Below are 17,110 nucleotides of genomic sequence, written 5' to 3'. Positions count from 1 at the left end.
GAGAGTGTGGGTGCGGGTACCTTGGAAGCGAGGACAAAGCATGAATCCCATGAATGCGCGGGGAGTTGACGTGGCTACAGCGTCCGGGAGACAGCGCAACACCGAATTGAAGAACCTGCTTGGCCAGGCACAATGGTCCGAGACGCAACTCGCTCAGGCCGTGAACCGACTCGGTACCGAGGCCGGCATGAGGCTCACCTACAGCCAGTCGACGGTGGCGCAGTGGATCAGAGGTGCGCAGCCCAATGAGCGGGTCAGGCCGCTCATCGTCGCGGCGTTCGAGCGGAGGCTCGGGAGGCCCGTCCTCTACGCGGAAGCCGGTCTCGCGCGGTCGGCGACAGCGGTGGGCCAAGCGCCGGAGGGCGCCGCCGAGTCGCTGCTGCAGTTAGGGAAGGCTGACATGGACCCCTCTCGGCGTGGAGTACTCGCGGCCGGTCTGTATTCGGCCGTGCTTGCCGTCCCTCTGTTCGCCGATGCGGCACACGCCGACGACGGGCAACGGATCACTCGGCCCACGGGCAGGATCGGCCGGGGAGAGGTCGAGACCGTCAGGAGGATGACCGACAAGATCGCCGACATCCTTGACGAACTCGGCGGCGGACACGCGCGGCCCATGGCCGCGGCGTTCCTCGTCAATACGGTGGCCTCGTATCTCAGGGCCGGTGCCACCGAAGAAGTGCACAACGACATGCTGTCCGCCGCCTCCGACCTGACGTACCTGACTGGCTGGATGGCCATGTATGAGCGCGCTCACGGACTTGGGCAGAAGTACTACCTTCAGGCGCTCAGGCTCGCGGGGGAGGCACGCGACCAGGTCACCTACTGCAGGACGCTGCGGGGTATGAGCCTGCAGGCAACCAACCTGCGTCACGGCCGCAAGGCACTCGAACTGGCCGATTCCGCCGCCGAGGCGGCGCCACAGGCCGGGCCGAGACTTGTCGCCTTCCTGCGCGGGCAGCAGGCACACGCCTCCGCGATGGTCGGAGACAAACGGGCTGCGGTGGCACGGCTCCGCGAGACCGAAGCCGCGCTCGCCAGGGCGGACTCGCGCCGTGAATCGGTTGGCGGCTACGGCCAGGCGGCGTACCTGTTCCATGTCGCACATGTGCACTATGAGAACCGGGAACTGGCCCAGTCCATCGAGGCCATGAAGCAATCGATCAAGGCCACCCCGCGTCAGGAGCGACAGGGGTATCTGCATGCCAACGCGGTCCTTGCACAACGGCAGTTCGAGTTTGGCCACGTCGAGGAAGCGTGCGCCTCTTGGCGAACGTTCCTCGACGACTATGCGGTGCTGTCGACGGCCCGCGGGGATGAGCACTTCGAGACGATGCGCAGAAGCCTCGCTCTGCACAGCAAGTCCCGGGCCGTACGAGCCATGCGTGACCAGGTGCGCGAGGTGGCTGCCTTGAAGGCGTGAACCCGAGCTGGGTCTGGGCCGGACTTGGGCCGCGCTCGGAGGCGGGCGAGAGGGAGCGCGAGCGCGATGGATGTCGGATGTGGCGCCTTGGGGTCGAAATGCCGGAATGCGTGAAAGCGGTCAGAAACGCTGCGGTGGCGGGATAACGTCGCAGGTCGTGCAGTCTGCTCCCCGCGTGTGCGGGGATGGCCCCGGGCAGAGGGGCCGGTCGGCCCGGGTGTGACTCTGCTCCCCGCGTGTGCGGGGATGGCCCGGGTTCCCCCCGCTCCGCCCGGGGTGGGAGCCTCTGCTCCCCGCGTGTGCGGGGATGGCCCCGTCACGGGCTACTCCGTGGCGCTGCCGGGAGACTGCTCCCCGCGTGTGCGGGGATGGCCCCGCGGCCACCGCGCTGAACGACCTTGCGGCCAACTGCTCCCCGCGTGTGCGGGGATGGCCCTCCAGTCGGGCACGGCGGGCCGCCGCTCCTCGCCTGCCCTGCGTGTCCGGGGATGGCCCCAGGAGCACGACGTGGTCGCTGACCCCGTCGGCCTGCTCCCCGCACAGCGGGGATGCCCCCCCCGGCACCTCGACGTGCTCCACGCCCCCTCTGTGCACTTCGGTGAGCAGCGTGCCTTCACCCCTGTGCCCACAGACGGTTCCACCTGAGGCCCCGTACATGGCGTTGGAAACGACCACGCCTTGGATTCCCACTGCAGCCGATGCCTGCCCAACGCTAGGGTCTGCGCTGTGCATACGCATCGGATCATCTGCTCACCGCCCCGCTTCTGAGCGGGGCGTCTGCTGGGCCCGGCCGGACGATGGAGCCGTGGCCCCATTCGGTGCTGCCTGATCAGTTGTCGATCCGCTGATGCCCTGCTTTGACGCCATCCCATTTTTCTCCGCGTCGAAGCTGGAGTTCCCTTTCATGTCTGCACGTTCGTCTCTTTCCGCTGCCCCGATACAGCGGAACGGCACCACCCTGCTCGTTCTCGCCGGAGTGCTGTGGGGAACCGGCGGTCTCGCCGGTTCGATCCTCGCCTCGCACACCGGGTTGGCCCCGGTCTCTGTGGCCGCGTACCGCCTGCTGATCGGAGGCGCCCTCATCACCGGATATGCCCTGGTGAGTGGACGACTCGCCGGCGTACCGCGGGACCCGCAGGGCCTGTTCCGCATCGCCGGTACCGGTCTCCTGCTGGCCTGCTACCAGGCAGCGTTCTTCGCGGCGGTAGCTGCTACCTCGGTCGGCCTGGCCACCCTGACCACGATGGTCGCAGTCCCCGTTCTGATCACTGCTGGAACGGCGCTCCTTGACCGGCGCCGGCCAACCCGCCGCGCCATCGTCTCCTTGGCCCTCGCGGTCACGGGTCTGGTGCTGCTGATCGGCTCGCCGACCGCAGGCGCTCACCGGCTGGCCGGCACCGGCCTGGCACTGCTGGCGGCAGCCGGCTTCGCCGCGCTGTCGATGGACCGCCGCGAAACGCTTCCCGGCCTGGACCACATCACCACCATCGGGCTGGGCTTCCTGGCCGGAGGTCTCCTGCTGCTGCCCGTCACGCTGACGGTCGGAATGGGCATCCCGGTCCGTCCCGCAGTAATCGGCGCCGTGTTCTACCTCGGCCTGGTCCCCACGGCCATCGCCTACAGCAGCTACTTCACCGGCCTGCGCCACGCGGGCCCCAGGAGGGCAATCATCGCTCTCTTCCTCGAACCGCTGACCGCCACCCTCCTCGCCCCACTCGTCAATCATGAGCACCTGACCGGCGCACAGCTCCTCGGAGCGCTCCTCGTCCTGTTCTCCACCACGATCCGTCAGGACTCCGCAGCCTGACTTCTTCACCCCCTGAGGGTTTGTGGAGGCGCCGGTGTCACACCGGCGCCTCTGCTCCCCGCACGCACGGAGGTGAACGCTCTACCAGCGACGCAGGCGCCGTGACCTATTCGGCCTGCCGAACAGGCGGTCTAAGATGCCTCGATGCTGCCCTCCGCCCTGCCGCGCATACCGGCGAACGAACTCCGGCCCGGCCGCCACTGGTACGCCATAGCGGCCGCGACCGCAGTCGTGCTGATCGCGCTGGGCGCGGTCATCGGGGTGTACCGCTTCAACGATGTGATCGACGCGGTCGACACCAACCACCAGTTCGCCGACGGCGACACCGTCTCCCTCCGGCTCGGCCCGGAGAGCGAGCGCACGATCTGGATCAAGGAGAGGGGCCCGTCAGCGGCCCAGGACTGCAGCATCACCGGGCCGGGCGATCCGCACCTCAGGGATCCCGGCATCGACGTGTTCCTCACCCGCGGCGAGACCTGGAACCCTCTGTACGACATCGACGTGTCCCGCACGGGCAACTACGAGCTCACCTGCGCCTCCGAAGGACCGTCCCAGTACGCCGTCGGGAAGCCCGGCGGCATCGTTGCGTTTCTGGGCGGGGCAGTACTGGCCATCGTTCTGCCCATCCTCGGAGTCGGCCTCGCCGTCGTCATCGTGATCGTCACCGCCGTCCGCCGCAGCGACCACCGCAAACGCCTGCTCGCCGAGCGCGGTGGCCCTGGCGGGCGCCCCCATTCGACGCAACCCGCCACGGCCTCGACCGTGGGCGAACGCGGCCCTGCGGCCTGACCGTGACAGGCTCTGCGTCGCGCATGAGAGAAGTCGGCCCTTGGCGCTTTGCGCGCTTCGATATACCTGAGGTGGTTATGCCAGAGTACGTGAAAGTGGTCAGAAACAGGTCCTGCGCGGGCTGAAGCCCCAGGTCGCGAAGCCTGCTCCCCGCACGCGCGGGGATGGTCCTAGGGCCGAGCCTATTTGCCACGTGCTCGTGCGCTGCTCCCCGCACGCGCGGGGATGGTCCCGCCGGCGCGACCGACGCCGCCCTGGACGCGCTCTGCTCCCCGCACGCGCGGGGATGGTCCCTGGAAGGCTTCTCCCAGCGGGATGGCGAACTCCTGCTCCCCGCACGCGCGGGGATGGTCCCGACCGGAACGCCAGGCTGTGCGCCGTGCTGCACTGCTCCCCGCACGCGCGGGGATGGTCCCGGCAGCAGCAGAGGCGGCACCTCCTCCCCGTCCTGCTCCCCGCACGCGCGGGGATGGTCCCGTCGCGGTTGCCCAGCAGTCCGCAGCCGACGCCTGCTCCCCGCACGCGCGGGGATGGTCCTCGGGTGGGAGGGACAGGTCCACATGGAGGACCCTGCTCCCCGCACGCGCGGGGATGGTCCGTCGCCCTGTTGGGAGGCGTCCACCGAGGCAGCCTGCTCCCCGCACGCGCGGGGATGGTCCCACTCCGGATCCCGGCCGGAGCACCACTGCGGTCTGCTCCCCGCACACGCGTGGATACCCCACCCACCCCCCACCCCGACTACGCTCCCCCCGCATGACCAACCTCCAAGACCCCGCCCCCGCCCCCCTAACTCCCCACCTGATCCGCGCACTTCTCCGCGAGCAGCACCCCGATCTCGCCGAGCTCCCCCTCAGCCTCGGCGCACGTGGTTGGGACAACCAGTTGTGGCGTCTGGGTGATGAGCTTGCCGTGCGGTTGCCGTGGGCCACCGAGTCCGCGGATGAGTTGTTGCTCAAGGAGCACGCCTGGGTGCCCGGGCTCGCCCCGGGGCTTCCGTTGCCCGTTCCCGTGCCGCAGCGGCTGGGCGTGCCGTCCGGGCGGTTTCCGCGGCCCTGGCTGGTCACCACGTGGGTGCCGGGGGAGCCCGCAGACCGGGTTCCGGCGACGCGGGCCGAGGACGCGGCCGACACCTTGGCCCGGTTTCTCAGCGCGCTGCACCAGGTGGCCCCGGAGGGCGCGCCCGTCGGGCGGGGGCGGGGTGGGCCGTTGAGGCCGTACGGGGAGCATTTCGGCCATGCGCTCGATGCCGTGACCCGGCGAGGGTTGGTCGCCGATCCGGGGCCCGTTCGCCGCGTCTGGGAGGACGCGGTCGCCGCCCCGGACTGGGACGGGCCCGCGCTGTGGCTCCACGGCGACCTTCATCCCGCCAACGTGTTGACGGCCGACGGCACGTTCTGCGGGGTCATCGACTTCGGTGACCTCTTCGCGGGCGACCCGGCCTGCGACCTCGCCGCCGCCTGGATCCTGCTCCCGGACAACGCCGCCGACCGCTTCCACGCCGCCTATCGGCCCACCCCGGACGTGGCAACTCTTCGACGTGCCCGTGGCTGGGCGGTCCTGCGCGCACTGAGTGGTCTGCTCATCGCGGACGACGGCGACCGGGGGCTGCCCAACGGCAAGTCGACTTGGGGGCCGCCCGCTCGGAGGTCACTGGAGCGGCTGGTTGCTTCGCTGGAGCAGTGATGCGACCGGCTTGCGCTGCGGAGCCCGTAAAAATGCGTGAGTTGGGGCCGGCCGCAGCCACCGTCGTGTCGCCTTCATGGTGTCCCCGCCGCCCGCGGTGTTGAACGCGATCGCCCGCGTGGCGCGCGGACTTGTGGATTCGACGCCGATCACCACCACGACGTCCCAGGGGCGTTCGGTCAGCGCTGCTACCAGCGTGGGTAGCGCCGGCGGTCGTAACCCACGACGGTGCACAGGCGCATGGCCCGGCGACGGCGGTCGGGGCGGCGCGAGTAGCGTGGCGCGGAAAGCTACGCGGGTTGCCCTGTCCTGTCTCACGAGACCCGGGCACGAGGAACGGGGGCCGGGAAGCATGGCTGAAAACGACTGGTCCGACGACAGCGCGTACGACGACGCCGTCCGGCGCGCGCAGCGTGCGACGCGGGTCGGCTGGACGGCGATCACCGGCACGGTGACGGCGCTCGGCTGCGTCGCGGTCGTGGTCGCCGGGGCATGCCTGGCGGCGGTGGTCGCGTGCGCGTACCTCGTCGTGTCGGTGAACCGCTAGGCCGCGTACCGAAGGCCGCGCCGTAGGCCGAGCAGGCCGGGCGGGACGTGCCGGACGCGGCGCCGGAGCCGCGCTCAGCCCCCGTACGGCCCCATGTTCTGGCTCTGCGCGTGCCCGTGCGCCAGGCTCTCCGCCTGGCCCTGTCCCGCCGCCCCGCGCTCCCAGGCTCCGCGTTCGCCGGACCCGCCGCGCATCCGGAGCGCTACGAGGCACGCGGCGAGAACCGCACCCAGAACGACCACGACACCGATGACCAGAACCATGTCTTCCCCCGAGTCTTCCGGAGGGCCACGGACTGCGGGGCCCTCGCTGTGTGAATACCCATCGTCGCCCGTGCGGCGCGCTGAACGGGAAGGGGGAGACCGGCCCGGCGGCCCGGTGCGTCCGCTCAGGCGGGACCGGCGGTGAGGGACGCGGCGAGGGAGGCCAGGGCGGCGAAGTCGTCGTCCCGCAGCCCGATCCGCGGATCCACGTGGTGGAGGAGCGCGGGGCCCGGGTGGTGGGCGCTCACATGGGCCTGGTCGGCGTCGCTCTGTTCGTCGTCCACCCAGGCGAACGGGCTGCCGCCCGCGTACGCGAGCAACGCCTCGCACTTCCAGTGCACACCGTCGGGGCGCTCCCGGAACAACCCGTCCCCGAAGTCCACGAACGGCAGCTCGGGCAGCCCGAGGACGGGCCCGATCCACGTGTTCGCGTCGTTCATCCAGGTGGTGGCCCAGCACAGCTCGTAGTCGAGCGCCAACAGCGCCTCGCCGTGGGCAGGATTGAGCCACACACGCAACGGCCGCGCGGAGGAGCGGAGCGTGCTCTGCCCCGTGGCGGCGAGCGGTACGGGGGACGCGGATGGTGGTGTAGCCCGCGGGGCGCCGCTCGGGCTGCGCGGCGTACGGGTTCAGCGGCCCGTCGACGTCCAGGAAGAGAAGGGGGCGGGGCGCCATGGGGACTCCCTCGGACGCGGGTGGGGTCGATGGGGTGGGGGTGCGGGCGGTGCAGGCGGCGGGGGAGCCGTCATTGGGGAAGCCCGGTGCTGGTCACCAAAGCTATTGATCGAAGGTGTCCGCCGTGGACAGAATGATCGCATGTCGCCCTCGAAGTCGAAGCCCATCTACTTTGGCCCCCCTCCGAACGTGAAGGAAGGGGCATGGTTCCGTACGCATAGTGATCTTTACGCAGCTGACATCCACCGGTTTTCCAGGCAGGGAATCTCCGGAACGGCGCACCAGGGAGTCGACTCGATCGTGGCCAGCGGTGGTTACGCCGCCGACGAAGACCACGGCGACGTCATCATTTACACCGCGCAGGGTGGATCGCCTGACGAGAGCGGGCACATCACGGCCGACCAGGAACTGACTGAGGTCAACGAAGGGATGCTGGTCAACTATCGGGAGGGTCTGCCCATCCGATACGTGCGCGGCTTGGGCATCAAGCGACGCAAGGCGACCAAGGGTTACCGGTATCGCGGGCTCTACCTCGTTGAGGATTACTGGAGTGTCCGCACCGACCGTGGCTTTCTTATGTGGCAGTTTCGTTTGGCTAAGTCGTCGGTTGTGGAGCCCTGGGAGACGTCAGAGAGGGACGACACCCCAGAGATCCGGCCGGTTACTCCCCTTGAGAAGGCTGCCGCGAAATACGTGAGTGTTCAGCGGCGCGTGCGGAACACTGCTGAGGCGCGAGCTGTCAAGAACCTTTACGGGAACGTCTGCCAGATGTGCCGAATTCCCCTGGTTGTCGACGCAGATGGCGGGCTGTACAGCGAGGGTGCGCATATCCATGCGCTGGGCAGGCCGCACAATGGACAGGACGTGAGCAGTAACATCCTCTGTCTCTGTCCGAACTGTCACGTTCTCTTCGACAGCGGTATGCGGCTCATCACCGATGACCTGAGGGTCGTCGACGCCTTCACCAAGAAGGTGTTGGGTGAACTGCATGTGCTTCCCGGACACGCTATAGACCCCGCCTGTGTGCAGCAGCACCGCAGCCGCTGGGCGGCTCGCGTGGAGGAGATCTAGGCGGATTCCGCCCCCAGCACCCGCACGAACCCCACCCCCGCCTCCCCGTTCAACACCACCGCCTCCCCCGTCTCCACGAAACCCGTCCTCCTCAGCACCGCCCGCGACGCCGTGTTCCGCACCGATGCCCTCGCCCTGAGCGTCGTCAGGCCGTATCGCGTGCGGCACAGGGCGAAGAGGTCGTGGACCGTGGTCGTCGCCAGGCCCCTGCCCGTGGCCTTCTCCGCCAGGCGGAAGCCCAGTTCGGCGGCGCCCTCCGCCGCGTCCATCAGGTTGAAGCGGCCCAGGACCTCGCCCGACTCCACCAGGACGTGGAAGTGGCAGACGCCCGCCTCCTGTTCGGCGAGCAGGGCCGCGTGGCGGGACGGGTAGTCGGCGAAGAAGTCGTCGCCCCGGTCCGGGACCGACGCCGCGAAGAAGCGGCGGTTGGCCTCCTCGAACGCGAGGACGGCCGGGGCGTGGTCGGGACGCAGGCGCTGGAGTTCGGGCATGGGCGAAGCGTACGGAGCGGGGGCGCGCCCCGGCATCCGTGATTCGGGCTCCGCCCCGGCCCTCAAGCGCCCGGCCCTCAAGCCCTGGCCCTCAAGCGCCCGGCCCCGAGCCCCTGGCCCTCAAGCGCCCGGCCCAAGCCGCCCGACCCCAAGCCCCCGCCCCCCGCCCCTACCCCCCCTGCACCTGCCCCCCATGGCACCCCCGGTACGACTCCCCCGACCCGCACCAGCACGCCCCGCTCTTCGCCGGGGGCCACGGCACCGCGCGCCCCCTCGCGGCCAGTGTCGTCGCGTACTGGGGGAGCAGGTCCGGGTCGGCCGGGGAGGCGGATTCGGAGGCGGCGAAGGCTTCGTAGGAGGGGACCGTGCCCCGGACGATGCCCAGGTTCGGGGTGCCCGCCGCCTGGAGGTCGCGCAGGGCCGTCTCCAGGCGGGCCAGGTGGTCGGGGTGGGACACGTATTCGCTGCCCAGGCTCGGGTACGCCGTGAGGAGTTCGCGGAATTCGGCCTCCGGCCAGTGCAGCACCGCCACCGGGAACGGGCGGGACAAAGCCGTCCGGTACGTGCCCAGTTCGGCGCGCAGGCGGGTGATCTCGGCACGCAGCTCGCCCGGGTCCGACGAGCCGAGCGACCACAGGCGCTTCGGGTCGTGGAGCTCGTCCAGCGGGACCGCCGCCGTGTGCAGGGTGTCCGCCAGCTCGTCCCAGGCGTCGTGCGCGACGCCCATCAGGCGGCGGACCCGGTGGCGGCCGGTCAGCAGCGACTGGGTGGCGTACGGGACCTCCTCGCCCGGGGCGATCAGCAGGCGCAGGGCCGTCGAGAAGAGGTCGTGGGCCGCTTCCAGCTCGTCGTGGGCCTCCAGCGTCTCCGCCGCGATCTCCCAGGGGGCCGCCTCCTGCGGGGCCGCCACGCGGACGCCGTCGATCAGCGCGCGGGCCTCCGCCTCGTGGCCGTACTCCCAGAGGTTCGCGGCGCTGAGCGCCTTCACCAGGTGCGGGTGCTCGGTGCGGGGGTCGCCGAGCAGTTCGTCGTAGAGCGTCGTGGCGCGGGCGCGGTCGCCGCCGAGTTCCAGGTGGGCCGCGGCCTGGAGGAGCAGCGGCTCGTGGTCCTCGGGGTACTGCGCCGCGGTGCGGAGCAGGCGCTCGGCTTCGGAGATGTGGTCGGCAGGAGTCTCGGGGCGCATGCTCCACACCGTACTGCTGTGCGGGGGCGCGGCGGACGGCTTGCCCCGGCTCGGGGGAGTGAGCCTCGTACCGGGACCGCGGCGCCGGGCCCGGCGCCGTCGAAGGGCCCGGCGCCGCCGAAGGGCACGGCGGCCTCGAAGCCCTCCGTGACCTGCTCAATCGAGCCGTTCACCGGCGGAGAGGGTGAGGGACAGGAGCAGGGCACGGCTGCCGGCGGTCTCGGGGTGGTCGGGTCCGAGAAGGCGCTCCCGGTCGGCCAAGACGCTTTCGGCCAGGGCGTTCGCCTCCGCGAAACGTCCCGCGTCTCCGTAGGTGGCGGCGAGGTTGGCGCGGGTGCGGAGGGTGTCGAGGTGATCGGGGCCCAGGAGCCGTTCGCAGTCGGCCACGACTGATTCCTCCAGTGCCAGGGCCTCCGGGACGCGCCCCGCGTAGACGTACCGGAGGGCGAGTTCGGACCGGGTGCGGAGGGTGTCGAGGTCGGTGGGGCCCTTGCGCTCTTCCAGGTCGGCCAGGAGGCGTTCCGTCTGGGCGACGGCCTCATCGAAGCGCCCCACCTGGGTGTAGGCCGAGGCGAGGGCGGAGCGGCTCAGCCGGGTGTCGTGAGCACTGGGGCCGAGGAAGCGTTCCCGGTCGGCCAGGAGCCGTTCCGTTTCGGCGATGGCCTCCCAGGGACGCCCGGCGTCCGCGTAGGCGGCGGCGAGGTTGGCGCGTGTGCGAAGGCTGTCCGGATGTTCCGGCCCGAGGAGCCGCGTCTGGTCGGCCAGGAGCTCCTGATTGCGGGTGAGGGCCTCTTCGACGTGCCCCAGCCTGCTGTGGGCGAAGGCGAGGGCGGAGCGGGCGGTGAGGGTGTCGGCGTGTCCGGGCCCGAGGCTTGCTTCCCGGACGGCCAGGATTTCCTCCGCCAGGACCAGGGCTTCCGGTTCTCGCCCGGTGTCCGCGTAGAAGGTGACGAGGTCGGCGCGGAACGTGAGGGTCTTGCGGTGGGCGGGGCCGAGCAGCCGGACGCAGTCGGCGGCGACTTGTTCCGTCAGCGTGATGGCCTCCGCCCTGCGCCCCGTGGCTCTGAACAGGTAGGCCAGTTCCGCGCAGGCTCGGAGGGTGCTCTCGTGCACCGGGCCGAGGACCGCACGGCTGGTGCGGGCGAGCTGTTCCCAGTGGGCGGCGGCGGTCGCGGCGAGGCCGCTCACGATCCAGCTCCCTCCGGCCCGGTAGAGAACCTCGTGCCCCTGGGGCCGCCACAGGCACTCGCCGGTCAGCTCGTGCAGCCGGCCGGTGTTGGCGCGCAGGGAGGCGGCCAGTCCGGGGTCGCCGTGATCGGGGTCGGGCCAGATGTCCAGCAGGGCGTCGGCGGCTGCGCGCGCGAGGCGGGGAAGGGCCGCCCCGTCGAGCGGCTCGCGGGCGGCCCGGGCGGTGAGCGCGTGGATCCGTACGACCTCCGGGCCGCCGCTGACCAGGGCGTACTTGTGGAGCACCCGCAGGACCGCCGCGGCCTCCTCGGAGGTGACGGGGCCGGATCGCCGCGTTTTGTCCGGGGCGGCGCCCCGGTGTTCGGTGAGGTACGCCAGGACGGCGGGGGTCGTCCAGAGGGCGCCGGGGTGCCCGGCGGGGTCCAGGAAGGCGGCGAGGCGGAGGGCGGGGCGGGCGAGGCCGGCGGGTTCGGTGCGCTGGGCGGCGTCGAGGGCCAGCAGCAGCGTGGCGTCCACCGCCCGCCCGTAGCCCTCGGCATCGGCATCCTCGGGGAGCAACTGGCCGAGGGGCCGGGTGTGGTCGCCGAGCAGGGCCAGGTAGCGGGCGCAGGGCAGGGCCTGGTTGAGCATGTAGGCGGCGGCGTGCCCGAGCGCGAGCGGCAGATGCCCGAGAGCGGCGGCCAGATCGCCGGTCGTGTCGTCGAGGAGATGCCCGTTGTCGTCCTCGGCGAGGCGGGTGCGGAGATACGCGGCGGCCTCGTCCGGTGTGTACACATCGACCGGAACGCGGCGCCTGCCGTTGCCGGTGATGCGCGCGTCGTGCAGGCGGGTGGTCGCCAGGACCCGTCCGGTGCGGGTCCGGCTGTGCGGCCACCAGCCGCTCATGCCCGCCGGGTCGTTGAGGTCGTCGAGGACCACGAGCCAGTGCCGTTCCGTGGTGGCCAGCCACGACAGCAGTGCCCGCGCGTCCTGCTCGGTGTTCTCGCCGGTCGCGCCCGGCGCGCGGATGCGGACGGCCGCCTGGGCGTACAGAGTGACGACCTGCCGGACTTCGCCCGCGTCCGCCCACACCACCAGGTCCGTGCCCGTGCTGATGGCCTCGGCCGCGTAGAAGGCGGCAAGCTGGGATTTGCCCGTCCCGCCACCGCCGGTCAGGACCTGCGCCGAGGGTGCGGCGCCGTCACGGGCCTGCGCGGCGTCGATGCTCTCCCGTAACGCGGAACGGGGCTGGAACGCCGAGGCGAGGCCGGGAACCCTGCCGATCTCGACGGGCCAGGCCACCTCCTGGGCGGCGAGGTGGATGTGCGCCCCGCGGAGGTCGTGCACGGTGCTGCCGGGGCCGAGCGCGTTGTGGCTCGCGTTTCCGCCCGCCGCCACCGCGCCTTCGCCCGCCGTGACCGGACCGGGATGCTCCGTGGCCGACGGACCCTTCGCCGTCGCGGAGCCGGCTGCGGTGTCCTTCCGGCGGCGTCTGCGAAGGCTCACCGCCGCTCGCTGCCTTCCCCCAGGGCGTTGTCCCGTACGTCACCGGCGGCGGCGATCGCGTCCCGTCCGGCACGGACGTCCGCCCGCTGCCCGCCACCGCGGCTCCTCCCGCGCGTACTGGGACGGCCGACGACAGTGGAGCGGGTGCCCACGGCGTTTCCGACCGCGTCCCCGCCCGCGGCGACCCCGCCCCGTCCGGAGCGCACCCGCTGTCGCCCGCCGTTCGTCCCGGAGCCGCGGACCAGCGCGGCCACGGACACGGCGAGGGCGATGAGCCCGACGACGGCGCCCGTGACGGCGGCGGCCAGGTCGGCCGTACCGGGATCGACCACCATCAGGACGATCAGTCCCACCGAGATCAGCCCCGCCACGACGGCGACGATCCACGCGGTGACACGCGCAGTCCTCGAAACAGCCATGCTCCGACCCCCGTTGGATCTGAAATCCCTTTCACTATCGCCCACTTGGAGGCCGGGCGACAGACGTCGCGGGTTCCGGGGAGCCTCTTTGGCCGGAACGGGGGCCGAGGCCGTAACCTTTGCCGACGTGCTCAGACGACGTCCGCAGTTGCTGTGGTTGCTGGTCCCCTACGTGCTCTACCTCGGGGCGCTGCCGTTCGTGAACCGGGTGCGGCCCGTCGTTCTCGGGCTGCCGTTCCTCTTCTTCTGGCTGCTCGGGGCGACCCTGCTGACCCCCGTCGCCGTATGGCTGACCCGGCGGGGTGACCGCCGGTGAACGCCGCCGTCGCAACCTCCGTCTTCGGGGTCTTCATGGTCGCCACCGTCGCCCTGGGGCTGCTCGCCGTACGCGGCAGGCGCGGCGGCGGGGGCGGGCTCGCCGAGTGGTCGGTGGGCGGGCGCAGCCTCGGCACGGTCTTCATCTGGGTGCTGATGGCCGGCGAGGGCTACACCAGCTTCAGCTACCTCGGCGCCGCCGGCTGGGGCTACAACTACGGGGCGCCCGTCCTGTACGTCGTCGCGTACATGTCCTGCGGTTACGCCGTCGGCTACGTCGTCGGGCCCATGCTGTGGGCGTACGCGCGCAAGCACGGTCTCGTCGGGATCACCGACATGGTGGCGCACCGCTTCGGGCGGCCCTGGCTGGGCGCGCTCGTGGCCGTCCTGGCGACCGTGTTCCTGCTTCCGTACATCCAGCTCCAGATCACCGGCATGGGCGTCGTCGTCTCCACGATCTCGTACGGCGCCATCAGCCTGAACTGGGCGTACTTCATCGCCTTCGCCGTCACCACCGGCTTCGTCGTCGTCAGCGGGCTGCGCGGCAGCGCCTGGGTCTCCGTGCTGAAGGACCTGCTGGTCATCGTCACGCTCGGCTTCCTGGCGGTCTACGTGCCCGTGCACTACTTCGACGGGTACGGGCCCTTCCTCGACCGGCTCGTCAGCGAGAAGAGCGACTGGCTGACCTTCCCCGGCCACGGGGACAGCGGTCTCGGACAGGCGTGGTTCATCACGACGTCGTTCCTGAACTCGCTCACCGTCGTGATCTTCCCGACCACCGTCGCCGGCTACCTCGGCGCGAAGAACGCGGACGTGCTCCGCCGCAACGCGATGTGGCTCCCCGCCTACAACGTCCTCCTCTTCGTCCCGATGCTGCTCGGCATGGCGGCGCTGTTCGTGGTGCCGGGGCTGGTCGGGGCCGAGTCCAACCTCGCGCTCTTCAAGCTGGTCACGGACTCGCTGCCGGCCTGGTCCGTCGGGGTCATCGGGGTGGCCGCCGCGCTCTCCTCGATCGTGCCCATGGCCGTGTTCATGCTGGTCATCGGCACGATGTGGGGCCGCAGCGTGCTCTCGCTCGTGCCGCGCTGGGAGCGCCGGCAGAAGGGCGCCGCGCAGCTGGTCGTCGTGGTCGCGGGCTCCCTGGCGCTGCTCCTCACGTACACCGCCCCCAACACCCTCGTACGCCTCTCGCTCATCTCCTACGAGGGCATGGCGCAGCTGCTCCCCATGGTGCTGCTGGGGCTGATGTGGCGGCGGCTGACGCTGCTCGGGGCGCTGTCCGGGCTCGTCGTCGGGGTCGGCGTGGTGTGCGGGTTCGTCTTCACGGAGCACGACCCGGTGTGGGGCGTGAACGCGGGCATCGTCGCCCTCGCCGCCAACCTGGCCGTCGCGCTCGTGGTGACGTACGCCGGGCCGCGCGAGCGCGACGAACGGCCGGACGACGAGGTGCTGGCCCGGGACGAGCTGGAGGCGGACCGGATGGTCGTCAACGTACGTTGACCCGCTCGGCCGGTCGTGTATAACGGATGGACCGACAGGAGCGCATACGGAAGGGAGGCACCGCCCATGCACACCGACGCCATGAGCCGCGTACGCGACGGTCTCTCCCGCGTCCTGCGCCCCGCGGGGCTGCTCCTCTTCCTGCTCACCGAGGTGCTCCTCGCCGAGGGCGGCAGCCTCTCCGCCGCCGTCGCGCTCGCCGCCACGGCTGCCGCCGGCACCGCGCTCGTCGCCTGCTCGGTCATCAGCGCCCGCTGCGCCGTCCCGGTGCCCCGCACCCGGGTGCGCACCGCCATGCGCGACCGCGAGAAGCGCACCGCGTTCCTCCCCCAACGGGACCCGGACGCGCAGGGGCGCCGCCGCCCCCGAGCGCCGGGCCGTGCCCTCCTGACGGCCGCGTAGGGACACGCCCTTTTCTGAAGGCCCTTCGCGGACCCGTCACGCCGAATCGACTTCCCGGCACGACGAGACCCCCGGAGGGCTCACCCATGTCCGCCTTCATGTCCGCTTTCGCCAGCCTGGTCGGCGCCCTCGCCGACCTGCTCCACCCGCTCTTCCAGAGCGCGTCCACCGCCGCCGCGATCGTCCTCTTCACCGCGCTCGTCCGGCTCGCCGTGCACCCGCTGTCGCGGGCCGCCGCACGCGGGCAGAAGGCCCAGCGCCGGCTCCAGCCCCAGATCGCAGAGCTGCGCAAGAAGCACGGCAAGGACCGCGAGCGGATGCAGAAGGCGCTCATGGAGCTGCACCGCGAGGAGAAGGTCTCGCCGCTCTCCGGCTGCCTGCCGAGCCTGCTCCAGATGCCGGCGTTCTTCCTGCTCTACCACCTCTTCTCCAGCCAGAAGATCGGCGACAAGGCCAACTCGCTCCTCGGCCACCAGCTTTTCGACGCCCCGCTCGGCGAACGCTGGCACGACGCCCTGTCGCACGGCGGGCTCTTCGGCGCGCAGGGCCTCGTCTACCTGGGCCTCTTCGCGATCGTGGCCGCCGTCGCGACCTTCAACTACGGGCGTACGAAGCGTCAGATGGCCGCCAGCCCGGTCACCCCGCCCACCGGCCCCGACGGGCAGCCGGTCCCCGGCATGGGGGCGATGAACCAGCTCATGCCGCTGATGTCCTTCTTCACCCTCTTCACCGTCGCCTTCGTGCCGCTGGCCGCCGCGCTGTACGTGGTCACCAGCACGACCTGGACCGCGATCGAGCGGGCCTTCCTGTACCGCGACATGACCGCGCCGGGGGCCGCGGTCGCCACGGCCGCGTAACGGGGCCGGACCGGCGCCGGTCCAGGTTGTGAACAGGGTCTTGCGGAGTGATCGGATGTCTTGGAGGATCGGACAAGCCTGCGATGGCCGCCACCCATCCGACGGGCCTGATCCCGACCGAGGAGAACGACTCTTGAAGCTGCTTCGTGTGGGTACGGCGGGCGCGGAACGACCGGCGCTGCTGGACGGGGACGGAACCCTGCGTGACTTGTCGGGCATCGTCCCCGACATCGACAGCGCCCTGCTCGCCGACGAGGAGGCGCTCGCCCGGGTGCGTGCCGCCGCGGCCGCGCCCGGCGGGCTGCCGCCGCTCGACGCCGAGGGGCTGCGGGTGGGCCCGCCGCTCGCCCGCATCGGCAAGATCGTGTGCATCGGGCTGAACTACCACGACCACGCCGAGGAGACCGGGGCGCGGATCCCGGACGAGCCGATCCTGTTCTTCAAGGCCCCGGACACCGTCGTCGGGCCCGAGGACACCGTGCTCGTGCCGCGCGGCAGCGTGAAGACCGACTGGGAGGTCGAGCTCGCCGTCGTCATCGGGCGTACCGCGCGCTATCTGGAGACGGCCGAGGAAGGGCTCGCCCACGTCGCCGGGTACGCGGTCGCGCACGACGTCTCCGAGCGCGAGTTCCAGATCGAGCGCGGCGGGACCTGGGACAAGGGCAAGAACTGCGAGACGTTCAACCCGCTGGGCCCCTGGCTGGTCACCGCCGACGAGGTCGCCGACCCGCAGGCGCTCCCGCTGAAGCTCTGGGTCAACGGCGAGCTGAAGCAGGACGGCACCACGGCCGCCCAGATCTTCCCGGTCGGCGAGGTCGTCCGCTATCTGAGCCGGTTCATGACGCTCTACCCGGGCGACGTCATCAACACCGGCACCCCGGCCGGCGTCGCCATGGGGCAGCCCGATCCCAAGCCGTACCTGCGGGCGGGCGATGTGGTGGAGCTGGAGATCGAGGGGCTGGGCCGGCAGCGGCAGGAGCTCAAGGACGCGTAGTGCGCCCCGATACATCGGAGG

16 protein-coding genes, 1 pseudogene and 2 CRISPR repeat arrays are annotated in these 17,110 nt (G+C 71.3%); of the genes and pseudogenes, 11 read left to right on the top strand and 6 right to left on the bottom strand.

Features of this window, described 5'->3' with window-relative positions:
- Window positions 1–49: 49 nt before the first annotated feature.
- From ACZ6C6_RS04800 to ACZ6C6_RS04780, 5 genes are all read left to right on the top strand, one after another.
- Entirely contained in the window at window positions 50–1,420 is a 1,371-nt protein-coding gene (locus ACZ6C6_RS04800; protein WP_469199344.1) for a hypothetical protein, read from the top strand.
- 163 nt (window positions 1,421–1,583) lie between these two features.
- Window positions 1,584–1,856: a CRISPR direct-repeat array (repeat unit 29 nt; unit sequence TCTGCTCCCCGCGTGTGCGGGGATGGCCC).
- Window positions 1,857–2,324: 468 nt separating this feature from the next.
- Window positions 2,325–3,227, top strand: a complete 903-nt coding sequence (locus ACZ6C6_RS04795; RefSeq protein WP_469199030.1) for a DMT family transporter — start codon at window positions 2,325–2,327, stop codon at window positions 3,225–3,227.
- A 144-nt stretch (window positions 3,228–3,371) separates the two neighbouring features.
- On the top strand, window positions 3,372–4,016 hold the full coding sequence (locus tag ACZ6C6_RS04790; RefSeq protein ID WP_469199028.1) for a hypothetical protein: 645 nt from the start codon (window positions 3,372–3,374) through the stop codon (window positions 4,014–4,016).
- Window positions 4,017–4,158: 142 nt separating this feature from the next.
- A CRISPR array of direct repeats spans window positions 4,159–4,675; the repeat unit is 29 nt; unit sequence CCTGCTCCCCGCACGCGCGGGGATGGTCC.
- 94 nt (window positions 4,676–4,769) lie between these two features.
- Window positions 4,770–5,699, top strand: a complete 930-nt coding sequence (locus tag ACZ6C6_RS04785; RefSeq protein WP_469199026.1) for an aminoglycoside phosphotransferase family protein — start codon at window positions 4,770–4,772, stop codon at window positions 5,697–5,699.
- A gap of 352 nt (window positions 5,700–6,051) precedes the next feature.
- The gene (locus tag ACZ6C6_RS04780; RefSeq protein ID WP_469199024.1) at window positions 6,052–6,246 is read left to right on the top strand and encodes a hypothetical protein; all 195 of its coding nucleotides are present in this window, start codon (window positions 6,052–6,054) and stop codon (window positions 6,244–6,246) included.
- 74 nt (window positions 6,247–6,320) lie between these two features.
- Here the strand turns inward: ACZ6C6_RS04780 and ACZ6C6_RS04775 are convergent, their stop codons facing one another.
- Window positions 6,321–6,509, bottom strand: coding sequence for a hypothetical protein (locus ACZ6C6_RS04775; RefSeq protein ID WP_469199022.1), 189 nt, complete (start codon window positions 6,507–6,509; stop codon window positions 6,321–6,323).
- A 125-nt stretch (window positions 6,510–6,634) separates the two neighbouring features.
- Window positions 6,635–7,184, bottom strand: a pseudogene (locus tag ACZ6C6_RS04770) (hypothetical protein).
- 141 nt (window positions 7,185–7,325) lie between these two features.
- Between ACZ6C6_RS04770 and ACZ6C6_RS04765 the strand changes: the two are divergent.
- Window positions 7,326–8,255 (top strand): YDG/SRA domain-containing protein, encoded by a 930-nt coding sequence (locus ACZ6C6_RS04765; protein WP_469199021.1) that lies wholly within the window; start codon window positions 7,326–7,328, stop codon window positions 8,253–8,255.
- Here the strand turns inward: ACZ6C6_RS04765 and ACZ6C6_RS04760 are convergent.
- From ACZ6C6_RS04760 to ACZ6C6_RS04745, 4 genes are all read right to left on the bottom strand, one after another.
- Entirely contained in the window at window positions 8,252–8,746 is a 495-nt protein-coding gene (locus ACZ6C6_RS04760; protein ID WP_469199019.1) for a GNAT family N-acetyltransferase, read from the bottom strand. The genes ACZ6C6_RS04765 and ACZ6C6_RS04760 overlap by 4 nt on opposite strands.
- A gap of 169 nt (window positions 8,747–8,915) precedes the next feature.
- The gene (locus ACZ6C6_RS04755) at window positions 8,916–9,929 is read right to left on the bottom strand and encodes a tetratricopeptide repeat protein (protein WP_469199017.1); all 1,014 of its coding nucleotides are present in this window, start codon (window positions 9,927–9,929) and stop codon (window positions 8,916–8,918) included.
- Window positions 9,930–10,085: 156 nt separating this feature from the next.
- Entirely contained in the window at window positions 10,086–12,602 is a 2,517-nt protein-coding gene (locus tag ACZ6C6_RS04750; RefSeq protein WP_469199015.1) for a tetratricopeptide repeat protein, read from the bottom strand.
- Window positions 12,599–13,021: a hypothetical protein gene (locus ACZ6C6_RS04745; protein WP_469199013.1), complete on the bottom strand. Its 423-nt coding sequence runs from the start codon at window positions 13,019–13,021 to the stop codon at window positions 12,599–12,601. The genes ACZ6C6_RS04750 and ACZ6C6_RS04745 overlap by 4 nt, the downstream gene beginning before the upstream one ends.
- Before the next feature lie 157 nt (window positions 13,022–13,178).
- Here ACZ6C6_RS04745 and ACZ6C6_RS04740 point away from each other — a divergent pair, with 157 nt between their 5' ends.
- From ACZ6C6_RS04740 to ACZ6C6_RS04720, 5 genes are all read left to right on the top strand, one after another.
- The gene (locus tag ACZ6C6_RS04740; protein WP_018105675.1) at window positions 13,179–13,337 is read left to right on the top strand and encodes a DUF3311 domain-containing protein; all 159 of its coding nucleotides are present in this window, start codon (window positions 13,179–13,181) and stop codon (window positions 13,335–13,337) included.
- Window positions 13,334–14,836 (top strand): sodium:solute symporter family protein, encoded by a 1,503-nt coding sequence (locus tag ACZ6C6_RS04735; protein ID WP_469199011.1) that lies wholly within the window; start codon window positions 13,334–13,336, stop codon window positions 14,834–14,836. The genes ACZ6C6_RS04740 and ACZ6C6_RS04735 overlap by 4 nt, the downstream gene beginning before the upstream one ends.
- A gap of 66 nt (window positions 14,837–14,902) precedes the next feature.
- Window positions 14,903–15,238 carry a DUF6412 domain-containing protein gene (locus tag ACZ6C6_RS04730; RefSeq protein WP_469199010.1) on the top strand — a complete coding sequence of 112 codons (336 nt, stop codon included), beginning with the start codon at window positions 14,903–14,905 and terminating at the stop codon, window positions 15,236–15,238.
- Window positions 15,239–15,324: 86 nt separating this feature from the next.
- Window positions 15,325–16,095, top strand: a complete 771-nt coding sequence (locus ACZ6C6_RS04725) for a YidC/Oxa1 family membrane protein insertase (protein WP_469199008.1) — start codon at window positions 15,325–15,327, stop codon at window positions 16,093–16,095.
- 133 nt (window positions 16,096–16,228) lie between these two features.
- Window positions 16,229–17,089: a fumarylacetoacetate hydrolase family protein gene (locus tag ACZ6C6_RS04720; protein WP_469199006.1), complete on the top strand. Its 861-nt coding sequence runs from the start codon at window positions 16,229–16,231 to the stop codon at window positions 17,087–17,089.
- Window positions 17,090–17,110 lie beyond the last annotated feature (21 nt).

The organism is Streptomyces sp. NPDC041814, from assembly GCF_055590565.1.
The sequence above is the reverse complement of the archived record's forward strand: the minus strand, read 5'-3'. Positions and strand labels throughout refer to the sequence as shown.